This is a genomic window from Streptosporangium amethystogenes, assembly GCF_000721075.1.
Lineage (GTDB): Bacteria > Actinomycetota > Actinomycetes > Streptosporangiales > Streptosporangiaceae > Streptosporangium > Streptosporangium amethystogenes.
Genome location: NZ_JOEQ01000029.1, coordinates 90092 through 105373, shown reverse-complemented (window position 1 = coordinate 105373; position 15282 = coordinate 90092). Strand labels below are relative to the sequence as shown.

Here is a 15282-nt window from a genome sequence, read left to right as displayed (position 1 = left end):
GCTTCTCTTCGAACATGGGCAAGATCCTGCCAGGGGCACACGGGCGACGAGGACCAGTTCGACTTCAACCCGGTGAACCTATGCGGTCACGGCACTAGAACCGCGGGGTTCCACCCCTCACCGGAGGGGTTGCCCGGATCGGATGTCCGGTCGACGTGCGGGAATATCGGCCCAGGAGCCGTCCCGCAGAACGTGCCGGGACCCGGCTGACCGCGGCGGGCGGAAAGGGTCTAGACCCGATGCTCCAACTCCCGCGGTTCGGGGAGCGTGAGGTCGCCACGGAGCTTGGCCATTCCCCGGGAGACCGTGCTCTTGACGGTCCCGACACTGATGCCCAGGGTCTTGGCGATCTCCGATTCGGTCATGTCCTCGTAGTAGCGCAGGACGACGGCGGTCCGCATCCGGGTGGGCAGCCGGTCGAGAGCCTGCTCGACCCGCTCGGGCAGGAGGGGGCCGCCCGCGAGCGTCGGCTCGGGAAGTTCCTCGGACGGATACTCCTCCAGCTTGCGCCGCCGCCACCAGGAGATGTTGATGTTGACCATCGTCCGGCGCACGTAGCGGTCCAGGGCGGCGTGGTCCTGGATGCGGTCCCAGGCGAGGTAGGTCTTGACCAGTGCCACCTGCAGCAGGTCCTCGGCGTCGCTCGGATTCCCGGTGAGCTGGTAGGCGGCACGCAGTAACGCCGGGCCGCGAGCAACGACATACTCGCGGAACTCCTCATCGGTCCCGCCGGCCACCGTGATCACCAGCCTGTGCTCCAGGTGCGTATGGTGGCCAGAATCGCAGCCCGAACCCATACTGCGGCTGAACCGAAATCTATGTTTCATCCCATCAACGGTAAAGATCGGCTTCGATGGGCGACGGAGCACGCAAGAGATACTAGATAGCGGTTTGTCATCGAGTGGACACCAATGCGTTCTACCGAGGAGGGGAACTGTAGTACCTGGTTGGACACCTGCCGTGATTATTGGTGGAGCGGACAGCGAGACTCCGCGAAGCGTGTGACGCTGACTGCGACACCTCGCAGAACCTGGGGAGCGACGATGCCCTATCTCAGCGCCGATCGCCGCCGCGCACTGGCGGCAGCCGCGCTTGGCCGGGCGGCGCAGGAGCCTGGCCCCCTCCCCGTCGAGGGTGAGTCCTTCCACTCGGTCAGCGGTGCGATCCTCGACGTCAGCCCGCACCTGATCGTCATCGACACTCCGGACGGCGATGAGGAGCGGCTCGTCATCGCGCCGTGGGCGACCGCCTGGCGTGGCGAGGCCGTCACTCCGGCCGACCTCCCGGTGGGCTCCAATGTGATCATCAGAGCGCTGCGGGCCGGCCGGGTCGTGGATCGGATCTGGGCGGACATCACCAGGATCACCGGTGTGATCCAGTCGATCGACGCGGAGGGCAAGGACCACTCCGTGGAGCTGTACTGCGGACCGCACCGCGGGCGGCGCACGATCGTCATCCCCTACCGCGCCTCGGGACGCCTGCGGGTCAGGCATCCGCAGTTCGAACCCGGCTACCTGTTCGACGCCATCGGGGTCCGCGAGAACGGCGTGGCACAGGCTCGACTGCCCGCGACCTCGCAGCCGCCCTACCGGTGGAGGGCCGTGCCGACGCCTCCGCCCGGCTACAGCGGCACGCAGTCGCGGATCTCGGGCACGGCCACCTGGTCGGACACCTTCGACTGTGGGGAGCAGGGGGTGGCCTACCCCATGTTGGAGCGGTCCGATACGGCGTGCGACGACGCCGGAGTGTCCTGCACCGGGCTGCCGTATCTGTCGCTGGGGTCGATGCTCAACGTACGCAACGTGTGCGCCGGGCGGACCTCGGTCCTGCCGATCGTGGCGTGCGGCTGTCTGGCCGGCCGGTTCTGTGACCGGTGCCTGGAGTGCGGCACCTCCCCTCGCGGCCGGATTCTGGAGCTGTCACCGAGTTCCTTCGTGGAGCTCGGTGGAGACCTGACCGCCGGATGCTTCAACGCCAGACTTGGAATGGGGTGACACGGATGCTGACGACGATCGCCGCCGGACAACTGCCGGTCCTGCTCCTGCTGCTGGCCGCGGGTACGGTCGCGAAGGTCTGGACCGTCGTGCGCGAGGCCGAGCCAGGCATGCTGAGCAGGCTGGGGCCTGCCGTGCTGGTGCCCGAACGCTGGCGTAAGCACATGATGCTGGTCTGCGCGTTCGGCGAGCTGTTCCTGGCGTGCGGCCTGCTGGTGAGTGGCCGGCCGTTCTTCCGGTGGGCGGTCATCGCCTTCTTCGCGGTGTCCACCTATGTCCTGTGGGAACTGCGGCGCCGACGCCCGGACGTGGGATGCGGATGCTTCGGCGAGGTCAGCGCGGTGCCGGTGGGACGGCGATCGCTGGGCCGCACCATGGTGCTGACGGCCATGTCCGCGGGGCTGCTGCTGACTCCGGAGATCTCCGGCTGGGAGGCGATCGCCGGTATGACGTGGACACACCTGCCCTCCGTGATCGCCGGACTGCTGGTGCTCGCCGCACTCTCACCGGAGATCGAGGAGGCGGTCGCCAGGCTCCGCTACCGGGCCCCCTGTGAGCAGCGCCGCTTCGACCCGGCCACCGCGCTCGGCCGACTGCGATCGAGCACGGTCTGGCGCTCACACACCGGCCGGCTGACGAGCACGGAGCCGGTCGACAGTTGGCGGGAGCTGTGCTGGCGGTTCTTCGTCTACTCGGGACAGAGCCACATGGGCGAACCCGTCGACGTGGTCTTCGCGGTCTATCTGAGCGGACGCCATCCGGCGGTGCGGGTTGCCATGGTCGGCTCCGACGGGCGCCCGGTGGAGACCACGTCTCTTCCGGAATCTCTGCCGGTATCGGCCTGATGCTAGAGGGCCCTAGATTCCTCTAGGCCCTGTCCCTGGGATCCGCTGTCCCTCGCGGTCAGGCGGCGCCCCCGTGAGACGCCGCCTGAGGCGGACCTCGCCACAGCAAGATCTGCAGGGCAGCACGATTGAGCTCTATATGGCTCTCTAGCTTCCCCACTAGAGAGCCATATAGAGAGCTAGGAGCTCCCACACACTATATCGAACAAACGTTCGCTCAGACCGGTTGGGATCGCAGAAACTTTCCGAAGTGCGGCACGGTGAACGCGATCAGTCCTCGCTCCGCGCTGTAGATCAGGCCTTTCTTGATGAGGCTGTCGCGGGCCGGAGAGAGGCTCGACGGTTTACGGCCGAGCCCTTCGGCCACCTCGGCGGTGGCGACGGGCTCGTCGCCGATGGCAGCCATGGCGTGCATGTAGTCACGCTCGGCTGGAGTGGCCCGCTCGTAGCGGCTGCCGAAGAAGCCGACCGCGAGCTCTTCCTCGGCCTCCGGCGCGGAGACCCTGATGTCGTCGGCGGTGATCGGGCTGCGCAGCGCCAGGTCCCAGGCGACCTTGCCGTACGCCTGGACGAAGTAGGGGTAGCCGTCTGCCGCCACGTAGAGGGCGTCGAGGGCGTCCTGGGTGAACTCCACGCCCTCACTCTCCGCCGGGGCGATGAGCGCCAGGTCGGCCGCGTCGCGGTCGAGACGGTCGATCCTGGCATAGCGGAAGAGCCGCTCGGAGTAGCTCTTGCTGGCCGACAGCACGCTGGGGAGGTGCGGCAGCCCCGCGCCCACCACGATCAGCGGGCCGCCGCTCTGGGAGAGCTCGTGACAGGCCGCGCAGAGCGCCGAGACGTCGGGAGCCTGCACATCCTGCATCTCGTCGATGAACAGCGCGATGCCGACGCCCAGATCGGTGGCGACCCCGGCGGCGTCGACGAACAGCTCGGTGAGGTCGATCTCCAGATCCCCGGAGTCGGCGCGCCCCCGCCCCGCGGGCACGTCGATCGCGGGCGACCAGTGCGAGGTGCCCTTGGCCGCGGACGGGTCGCGCATCGCGAACGCCTTGAGCACACCGAGGAACTCCTCGATGCGCTCGGGCGCCCGGTGCCTGGGGGCCAGCTCGCGGACCGCCATGTGCAGGGCGGCGGCCACCGGACGCCGGATCGACTGGTCCGGCCTGGCCTCGATCTTCCCGGTGCCCCACAGCCGCTGCATGGCCATCGATTTGAAGGTGTTGAGCAGGACGGTCTTACCAACGCCGCGCAGCCCGGTGACCACCATGCTGCGCTCGGGGCGCCCTCGGGCCACCCGCTCAAGGACGATCTCGAACTGCTGTAGCTCACGGTCGCGACCGGCGAGCTCTGGGGGGCGCTGTCCGGCACCTGGAGCGTAGGGATTGCGCACGGGGTCCACGCTCTCGGACTTTATGACGGGATATAGCGGTCGGCTTAGATTTCCGTAGAAAGCGCTACGGCGTGTCGCACCGCGCTCCACCGGCACCCGAGGCAACGGAGCGTGTGTCGCGAGCATCGCCATGGCACACCCCTTCACCTGGGAGGACATCAGCCCGAACCCGTGTTCGATCCCGTGCCCCTGACTGTAGCGCGGGTTCGAACACAGGCGCGATACGTTTCGATGAAAAGCCTTCCCAAGGAACCCGAGTTCGCATGCCAAGCAGCTACAAATCCGGGCGTAAGCCACGGGTGGGCCCCGGAGCCGCTCCGGTCCCAGCGAACGAGCGACGGGCCAGGCCCCGCCGGGAGGCGCTCGCCTCTCGTCATCGTCGCCGGTCATGAGCGTTCAGTCCCGCACGGTCAGCCCCATCGAGCGCGCGGTGCCGGCAACGATCTTCTCGGCCTGGTCCAGGTCCGCGGTGTTGAGATCGGGCATCTTGCTCCTGGCGACCTCCCGCAGCTGCGCACGGGTGATCGTGCCCACCGCCTGATGCCCCGGGCGGGGGCTGCCGCCGTCCAGGCCGATCATTCGGCGGATCAGCGAGGCCGTGGTGGGCATCTTGATCGCCAGGTCGAACGAGCGGTCCTCGAACACGGTGACGACGACGGGGACCACGAATCCCCGCCGGTCCTGCGTGGCGGCGTTGTACCGGCGACAGAACTCCATGAGGTTCGGTCCCAGCGGGCCGAGGTCCTTGCCCACGGCGGCGGGGCCGGCCTCGCCGGCCGGGAGGTGGAGCTTGGCGGTCCCGCTGACCTTCTTCTTCGACATGTCCGGCAACCTAAAGTCTCCTGTGACTGGAGACTCAACGGAATAATGACCGTATGAGCTACCCGATCGGACAGCTCGCCGGACTCTCCGGTCTGCCGGTGAAAACGATCCGCTTCCGCTCCGACATCGGGGGCTTCCCGAACGCGGCCGCCCTCGGAGCGGCTACCGCCTATCGTGGCCGGCTGGAACCGGTCAGGGCGCTGTGCGAGATCGGCGTCGACCTGGCGACCGTCAGGTCGCTGCCGAGCGATGCGGGGAGCCGGTGGCCACGGTCAACGGCACCCCCTGGCCGCCGGATTTCGTGATCGCCCACGAGTGGATCGCCGCCGCGATCTCCCGTCACCTCGGGTGATTGATCAATTACAATGAACTGTTGTCCCTTTTGTCCGTTTCGATGGGAGGCAGCACGTGGCAAGATCTAAATTCACGATCCGTACCCGGGCGGCGCTCGCGATGGCCGTCGGCTGCCTGGCGGCCGCCTCCTGCGGCACGGCCACCTCCCAGTCCTCGCCGGCCCAGCCCACGTCGTCCCCGCTGCCGACCTCGGCGGCCCCCGAGCCGACCGCCACGACGACACCGACGACGGCCCCGGAACCCGGCACCGCGACACCGACCCCGACCCCGGCAGGCCCGCCGGAGTTCGCCGCGAAGATCTCCCCTGTCACCCGCCAGCTGCTCAAATACTCCTGGCGGCCGGGCTGCCCGGTCCCGCTCAGCGGCCTGCGGCTGATCACGATGACCTACTGGGGCTTCGACGACAAGCCGCACACCGGCGAGCTGGTGGTGAACAAGAGCGCGGTCGACGACGTCGTCTCGATCTTCCGGCGCCTGTACGACTGGCGCTGGCCGATCAACAAGATGGAAGTCGTCGACGTCTACAAGGGCGACGACTTCGACTCGATCGACGCCAACAACACCTCGGCCTTCAACTGCCGCCCGGCGACGGGGTCGAGTAGCTGGTCCAAGCACGCCTACGGCCTGGCCATCGACATCAACCCGCGCGAGAACCCGTACGTTTCGTCGAACGGCTCGGTGGCGCACAGCAACGCCCGCAAGTTCGCCAAGCGCCCGGTGCGGGCCCCCGGCGTGATCAACCCGGGCGACCGGGTGGTCAAGGCCTTCGGAGCGAAAGGCTGGGAGTGGGGCGGCTACTGGTCAGGCATCAAGGACTACCAGCACTTCAGCAAGGGTGGCGGCTGAGGCCCGTGGTTCGGCGTCTCGCCCCCTGTTCCCGTCACCGTGACCGTCCGGCCGGTGCGAGGACCACTCCGCCGGGTCTCCCCACGCTCGGTGGCCGTGTCGCCGAGCGGGGTGGTCGATTCCACCATCCGTGCGGATCGGACCCCGACGGCGACCCGAGGTGGAAGACCGTCCAGCGACTGCCCTAACCTGGGACGACGAGGGGAGTACTTCCCAAGAGTCGATCCGGTCAGTACGGACGTTTCATAACGTCCCCGGGCGGCCACCCGCACAGTGCGGGTGAAGGAGACCTCGAACGGCCAAGCACGTTCGAGGAGGTTTCATGCCCACTGAGGCATTTCTGTCAGCAGTCAGTCTCGAAACGATCGGTTCGCCACAACTGTGGATCATCACTGTGGCCGCCCTGCTGCTGCTGCTCGCCGTGGACTTCATGCTGACGCGGCGGCCGCACAAGGTACGGATGCGCGAGGCGGTGGGCTGGTCGGCCTTCTACCTGGCACTGCCCCTGGCCTTCGGCGTCTACCTGTGGGGGGTCTTCGGGTCCGGTGTGGCGGTGGAGTTCTTCACCGGCTACGTGGTGGAGAAGTCCCTGTCGGTGGACAACCTGTTCGTGTTCATGCTGCTGCTGTCCGCCTTCGCGGTCCCGGTCGCCCTGGCCCAGCGGGTCCTGCTGTACGGCATCGTCGGGGCGCTGGTACTGCGGGCGATCTTCATCGCCCTGGGGGCGGCCGTCCTGCAGAGCGGTACCTGGGCGTTCCTGCTGTTCGGCGGGATACTGATCGTCACCGCCGTGAAGATCATGAAGGACGCGCTGAGCGGGAAGGAGCAGCAGGTCGACATCTCCTCCATGCGCACGGTCCGGCTGCTACGGCGCTTCATGCCGGTCACCGACGACTATCGCGGTTCCCACCTGGTCGTTCGTGAGGGCGGCCGCCGCGCCCTGACCCCGCTGGCGCTGGCCATCGTGGCCGTCTTCGCCACCGACATCGTCTTCGCCGTCGACTCGGTGCCCGCGGTGTACGGCGTGACCGAGGACCCCTACCTCGTCTTCGCCACCAACGCCTTCGCCCTCCTGGGCCTTCGCGCGCTCTACTTCGTCCTCCTGGGCTTCCTGGCGAAACTGCGGCACCTGAACCACGGACTCGGCATCATCCTGGCCTTCATCGGGATCAAACTCGTCCTGCACTGGGCACACGGCGTCTGGACGTGGCTCCCGGAAATCCCCACTCCGGTCTCGCTGGGGGTCATCATCGCGGTCCTGGCCACCGTCACGGCCACAAGCCTGTACGCCAACCGCCTCGACGCGAAGGTCGCCTCCTCACCCACCGAACGCGGGTAGCCGGGCGAACACGATCGAGCACAACGAAACCGTACGGCGGACATTCCGCTTCCACGAGGCGCGCCGCGGCCTCTCACCCGCGAGCGTTGGCCTGCGACAGGTCGCCGGGAGCGCGGGCGGGAAGGCCGACCCGGTCCGGTGCCGCCGGACCGGGCTGATGCATCATTGGTCCATGGCGGCCAGGGATGGGGACGGTTGGGCCCAGTGTGAGCGCGGGCACCGGCACTGGGGCGTGTACGGGGCGGCCGGGCTGCTCGCCGTCCACCACGACGCCACGGGGAAGCCGCACATCCTGATGCAGAAGCGCTCCCTCTGGAGCCACCACGGCGGCACCTGGGGGCTGCCCGGCGGCGCCCGCGACAGCCACGAGGACACAGTCACGACCGCTCTGCGCGAGGCGTTCGAGGAGGCCGCGCTGGACGGCACCGGCCTGCGGATCCAGGGCGTCTACCTCGACGACCACGGCGGCTGGTCCTTCGAGACAGTGATCACCGAGGCCGCCGAACTGCTGAGGGCGGTTCCCGGCAACAGTGAGAGCGCCGACCTCCGCTGGCTTCCCGCCGAGGAGGTCACCGCCAAAAAACTCCACCCCGGCTTCGCCGAGACCTGGCCGGTGATCGCTCTCGCGCTCGCCCCCTCCCTCGTCGTCCTCGACATCGCCAACGTCGTGGGCGCCCGCGCCGAGCACGGCTGGTGGAGGGACCGCGCCGGTGCGGCGGCCAGGTTGCTCACCGAGGTCGGCACGCACGCCGCCGGTGGCCTGTGGACCGCCCCCGGCCGGCCCCCGACCCTGGCGCGCTGGTTCCCCAGGGTGACCGCGATCGTCGAGGGGGACGCCCGCGGCACCCCTCCGGTGTCCGGCGTCTCCGTGGTCGCCGCGCCGGGAAGCGGGGACGACGCCGTCGTCCAGGCCGTGCGGGACGCCCGCCCTTGGGAGCGCACCCTGGTCGTCACCACCGACCGGGGGCTGCGCGAGCGGGTCACGGAACTCGGCGCCGAGGTCACCGGCCCCCGATGGCTGCTCTCCCAGTTGTGACGTTTCACGTGGAACATCCTCAGGGCTCGGGGGCTGGGGCGGCCTGCGGTTTCAGGTCGCGGGTGGCCCGATGGAACAGCCAGTAGCTCGCCGCGGCGACGACGAGGAAGAGCAGGCGGGTGGGCTGGGGGATGTCCAGAATGAGCAGGCCGTCGCTGAGCGAGTGGAGCAGGGCCGCCGTCATGAAGGCGGCGATGATGGGGATGGTGACGACGGCACGGCCCCTGATCTGCCAGGCCCCGAAGGCCACCGCACACACCAGACCGGTCCAGACGAGGTGGCTGAAGGGGGTGCTGAGACCGCGTATGAGGAGAATCGTGCCCGCGCCGACGGCACCACCGTGGTTGGCGATGCTCTTCCAGGCGTAGGCCATCGACTCCATGATCGTGAATCCGGTCGCGCAGGACAGGCCGAGTGCGACCCCCGCGGCCTTGGTGAGGTGGCGCCCGGTGAGGGCGACCGCGAGAGGTGGGACAAGCTTCGCGGGTTCCTCGATCCAGCCGACCCGCAGGATCGAGGTGCTGTTCTTCTGGGAGATGAAAAGCGAGTCGAAATAACCGCCGAGCAGCAGGGCGACACCTCCGCCGAACAGGAACATCCCCATCAGCGTCATGGCCGGCACGCTGGTGGCGATATGAATACGGTCGTGGATGGCGAGCAGGAGCGCGATGGGCCCGGCCGCGGCCCCGTAGAAGAAGGCTGCGGGCATGACCGCCTGGTTGCCGGCCGCCTGCATCATGGCGATGAGCGAGAAGGACAGAACGATCATGGCGATCCACGCCTTGAACCATCGATGCCGGTAGAAGCGCAAATGGTCTCGCATAATGATTAATTCCCCGATACACCTGCCCCAAATTCGGGCGAATTGTCCATATTTATCTAAATATCGACTCCGCCACAATGACCACACCGACAATCATGAACACCACGGGCACCAGCCAGGCGCCCGACCGCTCCACCAACTCGATGATCTTCCTGTGCGATCCGAGCCAGGAGGCCACCCCGCACCAGACCGCGACAAGCAGTGCGAACACCGCCACCGTGACGGCGCTGGACGCCGGACCGATCGTGCGGAACAGCGGGGTGTAGACGGAGATGTTGTCGGCCCCGTTGGCGACGGTCACCCCCGCGATCGAGAACAGGCCGGAGGCGACCCGTGACGCCTCACCGTCACCGCCCCTTCCTACTCTGACCAGCCCCCACACCCCCATGCCGAACGGCACCAGGCCGAGCAGCCCCACCCAGCGGTCGGGCAGCACCGCGAGCCCGAGGGCCACCACGGCCGAGACGGCCACCAGGGCGGCGATGCCCGTGTACTGACCGGCGACGATCTGCCATGGGCGCGGAACGCCACCCGCCCGGGATGCCAGGAACAGCACGGTCAACAGGACGATGTCGTCCACATTGGTGCCGGCGAAGACAGCGACGGCCGTACCGATCGTTTGAATCACGGGCGCATTATGTCCCCTTCTTCCTAATGTGGACGGCGGCCGTGGTCAGCCGCGAGCTACGGGCATTATGATCACGTTCATCCACTCTTGTCGGCCCTCCGGAGACCGCACGTGGGCTATCCGCCTCCGCCGCAGTACGGCCGACCGCCGCGGGGCGAGACGGGGCGCGGGCTGACCGTATTGGTCGTCCTGGCCCTCGGTATGGTCATCGGGGCCGTCATCACCGTGTTCATGGTGCTCAACCCGCCCTCCTCACCGCCGGTCGCGGCTCCGACGTCCGATGCCGAGCACTCGGAGGCCTCGGTCCGCCAAGCCGCCCAGCCGGCGCTCGACGCGTACAGCAGCGGCTCCTACGGTGATTTCTGGGACCTGTGGACCACCGGGGCGCAGGGGTTGATCACCCGGGAGGAGTACGTGAGGCTGTTCGGCCTCTGCCCGCCACTTGTGGCGAACTCCCCGTTCACCGTCGCCGAGGTCACGATCACCGGCGACACCGCCATAGTCCAGGCCGGCCGGCTCGGCGACACGACGGAGTTCGGCTTTGTCTTCGAGAGCGGCTCGTGGCGGTATGAGCCGTCGCCCGAGGAGCGGTCGGAGTACCAGAAACCGGTCGACCAGATAGCCGAGCAACGGCGGGTCGCGGGATTCTGCGGCACCGTCACCCCCACCTCAGGCCCGTCCGATCCCGCCACCGGCCCCTCCGATCCCGTTCCCGGCTCGTCCGATCCCTCCCTGCCATCAGGTTTCGGTGAATAATGAATTTGGGACCTGCACATATGTGGATACGCTCGGTTGCGTAGAGATACGCGTGGCCCTGGGGATACCTGAGACCGGCGATGTCCCCACCGGGGATGAGACGCGACCTCGGGGTACGGAAAGGCAGGTGACACGGATGACAGTCGGCACGCGACCGGAAATCCCGCTCACACCTGCCATCAAAGTCATGCAGAAGTGCTGCCATAGTCCGCAATTCACAGCTACTGTCGAACTTATGGCCCACTCCATGCCGGCAAGGCACGACGGCACAGGATCGGAAAAACCATCAGCGAATGATCATGATGGCGCCAGACATGAATCGGATTCGGTTCCGCTCTGGCTGGCACATCTTCAGCTTAGAGAAGGACAGAAGACCATCAGCACATCGGCTCCCGAAACCTCTATCACTATAGAGCTGGATAAAGCGGATTATGAGGCACTCTCTCGTAAGGCACGGCTGACCGGAAACCGCGTCGTCGACGTGATCCACACGGCGGTCCAGCGAGAGATCGGCAACAAACCCCATGTGATCACTTTGATGCACCGCTGGAACCTGCACCGAGAAGACCTCGACGTGGCGGCCGAATCCCTCGGGGTCGACCAGATCTCCGAGGCGGAATGGGGCCAGATCGGCATTCGCCCGTTCAGGAGGCGTTGAGCCGTGCTTCCCGGTCGAGTGCTCGACGTGAGCGCACTGGTCGATATCGCGGTGGCGAAGACCGAATACTCCAGAAGCATCGCCGCCATGTGCCTTTTCCGTGGTGGCGGGATATGCGTCCCGGCGACCAGCCTGGCTGTCCTGTCCATCTCCCCGATCTCCACCCAGGTGGAGCTGTTCGAACTCGTCACGACCCCCGGCGTGAAGATCGATGACTTCACACACGGGAAGGTCGGGGACATCGCGGAGATCCTCGACGGATCACGCGACATCACGGCCGGACACGTCATCTGGTGTGCCCGCGCCACCCGATGGCCCATCCTCACGGACCGCGGGGCCGAGCTCGTCCAGTACGACCAGAACCTTGAGATCGATCCGCTGCCGTAGCTCCCCTCCCGCCGCGGAAGCGTCGTCCCGGGCAGACCGCCATAACCATCCGATTGAAACCGATGCCAAATATCATTGCGCGCGCGATCGATTTTCGGAGCCATGGCTTTCACACTGGGAGAGTGACGTTCCAGACGAGGCGCATCAAGCTCGACATTCCCGACGGACCGGAATACGACCAGGTACGCGATATGCACGGTCACTCGGTCACGGTGTTCGCGTCCACGGAGATCAACGGTGAACGCTCCCTGAAAATCGGCAGCCGAACGTTGCGGCTGAGGAAGGTGGGCGTGGACGAGGACGGCGAGGAGCCGATGGACATCTACCGGGCCGAGTCCATTTCGGACCCCTCGTACTGAGGCACCCGCTCGCGCTCGGCCCGTGCGCCCACGTCTCCGTCCGCCGATCACACTCCCGGACCGGCGCGCCCCGTTGCACTACGGGACGCCTGACCTCGGATCCGCGACGGAGGGGCCGGCGATTCGTCCGTGACCCCTACCTGTCCGGCTCGGGTCGGCCGGCTGACGCGAGACCCGGCGAGCTGATCCGCCGGGTCCGCGGAGCCGAACACACCGGCTTCCACGGCTCCCCGCGGCTCGGGCGAAAATCCACGACGACGCGACCGCCTGCCCGGTTCGGGCTGGGCTGGGCTGGGCTGGGCTGGGCTGAGCTGAGCTGAGCTGAGCTGAGCTGAGCTGAGCTGAGCTGAGCTGAGCTGAGCTGAGCTGAGCTGAGCTGAGCTGAGCTGAGCTGGGCTGGGCTGGGCTGGGCTGGAAGATCATCCGTCCCGGACACTTTGGAAATCATCATGTTTTCGGGATTCCGTCCTAATCCTCACCTACTCGGTTGCGCGAATATTCACCGTGCGGTGCTTCCTGAGGGAGTACTTTTCGACAGAGACGTTGCCACAACCACCCGGTACGGCAGGCCGGATATCAAGCCCCAAGCGAGGTAGCGATGCTGTCTTCCTTTGACCCGGAATATGCCCCGGTTGGTGATGTAGGGACCGCGCTGCTCTACGTCGACTCGCTTCTCACCCGTATTCGCGAGGGCATCTCGCAGGCCGACCCCAAGCAGCGAGAGCTGATCGACGAGTTCTTCGGATCCTTCTCCAGCGAAGACGCCAGTGACGTGCTCGACGGCGCCTGCACGCTCGTCTACCTGTACATGGAGTGGCTGCGCCAGGCCCACGAGGAGCAGGACCGTGACGTGGTCGAATCCGTGGTGCCCTACGTCATCGGCAGCATGCGCAAGATGACGATAAGCGTCAGGCCCGAGGCCATCCCCGCCATGGCGGGCATGCTGACCGCCAGCGCCATCGGCCTGAGCCCGACACTCTGGCGCAAGCAGTACGGCCCCTGGATCGAAGCCGAGATGAACGCTCTGGAAGCGACCCTCGTTCTGCTGGCCGACTACATCAATCATCTAACCAACGACGAAACCATGGCAATTCGCATGATCGCCGACATTATGGAATCCATGGAGCAAGCGGACGATGCGGGATAAATCCTTTATATATGGTTCCGCTAAACACGGATCGGCACCGATGGTCATCAAATGACCGTGCCGGGTCCCGTCGGCCAGGGGCACCTTTCTCACGCCCGTTCGTGGCAGGACCCGCAGGTGACCTTTATCCGGGCCGATCCGGACCGTCCAGATGGAGGAAGAGTTCGTGCGCCGACTCGATGCTCGCGCGCAACGCCTGTTCCAGTTCGTCGGCCTCACCCGTGAGATGCCCGATCTCCGGCATGGTCAGGGCATCGGCCCCCGATTCGGCGAGCAGTTCCTCATAGCGAGGCAGCCGTTCCATCAACGCGTCGATCTGGTCACGGGCCCGGTAGGCACGTTCGGCGTCGGCGACATGAGCCGCGTACCGTTCCAGCGTCTCCACCTTCGCGATGACGGCGCCCTCGCTGCCGGCGAGCGCTCGCTCCAGCGGTTTCACAGCGGCTGCCACCTCCCGGGTGACCCCGCCACGCATGAGATCGCGATGTTCCTTCCGGAGGGAGGAGAGCTTGGCCAGCAGGCGCGCGATCTCCCATTCCTGCGGTGGCAGCATGACGGCGTTCCGCGCGACGTCGAGCAATCCCTCGGTGTTGACGCGCGATCGCAGGACGGAGCCGACCGCCGCCCGTGTCCGGGCAAGCAGGTTCCTCGCATCGGTGTCGAAGTCGTCGAAGAGAAGATAGGAATCCCGGTGGCGGTGTGCGAGACCGTACAGTTCCCGCTCCGGAGTAACGCTCTCCTCGACATTCTCCGCGGCCCTGATCGCGGCGAAAAGAAACCACGCGAGCACGATGAACAGCGGGATTACGACCATGGCTCCCCAGCCGAAGGAGAGCGCCACCAAAAGGCCGACCGCGGCGAACATGCCGCCGACGGCCAGAGGGGCCGCGGATTTTTTCCGCGGTTCTTCCGGTGGCCTCCAACCTGCTCGTATGCGTGTCAGCAGCACTGGATTCGCCCGGAGCAGGCCCGCGATCTCCGGGGGCAGACCGGGATCGACCACCACACCGAACCGGTGTCTTCCCGAGCCCTCCAGATCATCACCTCTTTCCGGTGATCATTCTAAGGGAAGTCCCCGTCGTACATGAGTGGACCACTCGAAGAATTCCTGAAGCGGACCGGTGGCCACGAAAAATCAATGGCGATTCGCACCGCGCATACCGCGTCCCGTGACGATCGCGGGTACGTGACAGTGCCCAGGAATCGACGCGACACATGGCACCGGATCCCCGGACATGATCCTTTTAAGGTGACGATCTACGGTCGGCCGCCCTCCGGGACCGCCGCTTCCGTGATCTCGCGCACGGAACTCCGTGCCTGTTCACTCGCGAGGGCGCCGCCCGGTTCCTTCGAGGGCTTCGAGGGTTTCCAGGGCAAGGGCCCAGGGATGGCTCTTTGCTTCCCCACCTCCGGTGGCGGAGCCGAGCAGGACGGGGACACCCTCGGCCCGAAGGCTTTCGACGCTCCGGCGGAACGGCTCGCGGGAGGCGAGGCCGCCGTTGACGGAGGGCAGTACGACCACGGGGATACCGAGCCCGGGGGCTTCGGCGAGGAGGCCGAGGGCGTAGGTGTCGGCGATCCCCTGGGCGAACTTGTTGATCGTGTTGTACGTCGCAGGAGCGACGATGATCGCATCGGCCCTCGGTGGCTTGGGCTCGTCCGGCTTGCGGTACCGGCTGCGGACGGGGCGGCCCGTCTGCTCTTCCAGGGCGGAGACGTCGATGAAGTCCAGCGCGGACGGGGTGGCAACGATCTGGACGGCCCAGCCCGCATCCTGAGCGAGGGCGACGAGACGCCCCACGTCGCCGGCGCCGCCCGCGGCGCACACGATGACATAGAGGACCTTGCCGGACTGGCTCACGCGTCGACTCCCAACCCCGGTTTCTCGTACCAGAAGG

General features: G+C 66.9%; 19 protein-coding genes. 11 read left to right on the top strand and 8 right to left on the bottom strand.

From position 1 onward, the window contains the following. Window positions 1-230: 230 nt before the first annotated feature. Window positions 231-737 carry a SigE family RNA polymerase sigma factor gene (locus IG98_RS0132625; RefSeq protein WP_051753255.1) on the bottom strand — a complete coding sequence of 169 codons (507 nt, stop codon included), beginning with the start codon at window positions 735-737 and terminating at the stop codon, window positions 231-233. Between the two features lie 306 nt (window positions 738-1043). Between IG98_RS0132625 and IG98_RS0132620 the strand changes: the two genes are divergently transcribed. Together IG98_RS0132620 and IG98_RS0132615 are read left to right on the top strand one after the other, a co-directional pair. Next, window positions 1044-1994: a hypothetical protein gene (locus IG98_RS0132620; protein WP_030921048.1), complete on the top strand. Its 951-nt coding sequence runs from the start codon at window positions 1044-1046 to the stop codon at window positions 1992-1994. 5 nt (window positions 1995-1999) lie between these two features. After that, on the top strand, window positions 2000-2839 hold the full coding sequence (locus IG98_RS0132615; RefSeq protein WP_030921045.1) for a MauE/DoxX family redox-associated membrane protein: 840 nt from the start codon (window positions 2000-2002) through the stop codon (window positions 2837-2839). 217 nt (window positions 2840-3056) lie between these two features. Here IG98_RS0132615 and IG98_RS0132610 read toward each other — a convergent pair whose 3' ends face one another. Both IG98_RS0132610 and rplK read right to left on the bottom strand, forming a co-directional pair. Beyond that, window positions 3057-4229, bottom strand: coding sequence for an AAA family ATPase (locus tag IG98_RS0132610; RefSeq protein ID WP_245651820.1), 1173 nt, complete (start codon window positions 4227-4229; stop codon window positions 3057-3059). Between the two features lie 396 nt (window positions 4230-4625). Next, window positions 4626-5051: a 50S ribosomal protein L11 gene (rplK, locus tag IG98_RS0132605; protein WP_037971814.1), complete on the bottom strand. Its 426-nt coding sequence runs from the start codon at window positions 5049-5051 to the stop codon at window positions 4626-4628. A 53-nt stretch (window positions 5052-5104) separates the two neighbouring features. Here rplK and IG98_RS0132600 point away from each other — a divergent pair, with 53 nt between their 5' ends. The 4 genes from IG98_RS0132600 (at window position 5105) to IG98_RS0132585 (ending at window position 8626) form a co-directional block, all read left to right on the top strand. Next, entirely contained in the window at window positions 5105-5356 is a 252-nt protein-coding gene (locus IG98_RS0132600) for a MerR family transcriptional regulator (RefSeq protein ID WP_030921039.1), read from the top strand. Window positions 5357-5459: 103 nt separating this feature from the next. Then, entirely contained in the window at window positions 5460-6251 is a 792-nt protein-coding gene (locus IG98_RS0132595) for a M15 family metallopeptidase (RefSeq protein ID WP_245651819.1), read from the top strand. Window positions 6252-6573: 322 nt separating this feature from the next. Continuing rightward, complete coding sequence (locus IG98_RS0132590) at window positions 6574-7590, top strand: TerC/Alx family metal homeostasis membrane protein (RefSeq protein ID WP_030921034.1); 1017 nt, start codon at window positions 6574-6576, stop codon at window positions 7588-7590. 172 nt (window positions 7591-7762) lie between these two features. Next, window positions 7763-8626, top strand: a complete 864-nt coding sequence (locus IG98_RS0132585) for an NUDIX hydrolase (protein ID WP_030921031.1) — start codon at window positions 7763-7765, stop codon at window positions 8624-8626. 19 nt (window positions 8627-8645) lie between these two features. On the opposite strand, the gene IG98_RS0132580 is transcribed toward IG98_RS0132585, so the two are convergent. Both IG98_RS0132580 and IG98_RS0132575 read right to left on the bottom strand, forming a co-directional pair. Continuing rightward, window positions 8646-9449, bottom strand: a complete 804-nt coding sequence (locus tag IG98_RS0132580; protein ID WP_084195812.1) for a PrsW family glutamic-type intramembrane protease — start codon at window positions 9447-9449, stop codon at window positions 8646-8648. A gap of 52 nt (window positions 9450-9501) precedes the next feature. Next, the gene (locus IG98_RS0132575; protein ID WP_030921026.1) at window positions 9502-10077 is read right to left on the bottom strand and encodes a cadmium resistance transporter; all 576 of its coding nucleotides are present in this window, start codon (window positions 10075-10077) and stop codon (window positions 9502-9504) included. Between the two features lie 111 nt (window positions 10078-10188). Here IG98_RS0132575 and IG98_RS0132570 point away from each other — a divergent pair, with 111 nt between their 5' ends. The 4 genes from IG98_RS0132570 (at window position 10189) to IG98_RS0132555 (ending at window position 12237) form a co-directional block, all read left to right on the top strand. Further along, window positions 10189-10833 carry a hypothetical protein gene (locus IG98_RS0132570; protein WP_157594644.1) on the top strand — a complete coding sequence of 215 codons (645 nt, stop codon included), beginning with the start codon at window positions 10189-10191 and terminating at the stop codon, window positions 10831-10833. Between the two features lie 136 nt (window positions 10834-10969). Continuing rightward, window positions 10970-11491 carry a hypothetical protein gene (locus IG98_RS51065; protein WP_157594643.1) on the top strand — a complete coding sequence of 174 codons (522 nt, stop codon included), beginning with the start codon at window positions 10970-10972 and terminating at the stop codon, window positions 11489-11491. 3 nt (window positions 11492-11494) lie between these two features. Continuing rightward, entirely contained in the window at window positions 11495-11878 is a 384-nt protein-coding gene (locus tag IG98_RS0132560) for a hypothetical protein (protein WP_157594642.1), read from the top strand. A gap of 122 nt (window positions 11879-12000) precedes the next feature. Next, entirely contained in the window at window positions 12001-12237 is a 237-nt protein-coding gene (locus tag IG98_RS0132555) for a hypothetical protein (RefSeq protein ID WP_030921016.1), read from the top strand. Window positions 12238-12373: 136 nt separating this feature from the next. Here IG98_RS0132555 and IG98_RS54955 read toward each other — a convergent pair whose 3' ends face one another. After that, the gene (locus IG98_RS54955; protein ID WP_425428137.1) at window positions 12374-12685 is read right to left on the bottom strand and encodes a pentapeptide repeat-containing protein; all 312 of its coding nucleotides are present in this window, start codon (window positions 12683-12685) and stop codon (window positions 12374-12376) included. Between the two features lie 150 nt (window positions 12686-12835). Between IG98_RS54955 and IG98_RS0132550 the strand changes: the two genes are divergently transcribed. Beyond that, window positions 12836-13384, top strand: coding sequence for a hypothetical protein (locus IG98_RS0132550; RefSeq protein ID WP_030921013.1), 549 nt, complete (start codon window positions 12836-12838; stop codon window positions 13382-13384). Between the two features lie 124 nt (window positions 13385-13508). On the opposite strand, the gene IG98_RS0132545 is transcribed toward IG98_RS0132550, so the two are convergent. Then, window positions 13509-14333, bottom strand: a complete 825-nt coding sequence (locus IG98_RS0132545) for a hypothetical protein (RefSeq protein ID WP_425428136.1) — start codon at window positions 14331-14333, stop codon at window positions 13509-13511. A 372-nt stretch (window positions 14334-14705) separates the two neighbouring features. Further along, window positions 14706-15245 carry a flavoprotein gene (locus tag IG98_RS0132540; RefSeq protein ID WP_030921009.1) on the bottom strand — a complete coding sequence of 180 codons (540 nt, stop codon included), beginning with the start codon at window positions 15243-15245 and terminating at the stop codon, window positions 14706-14708. Window positions 15246-15282: the final 37 nt, after the last annotated feature.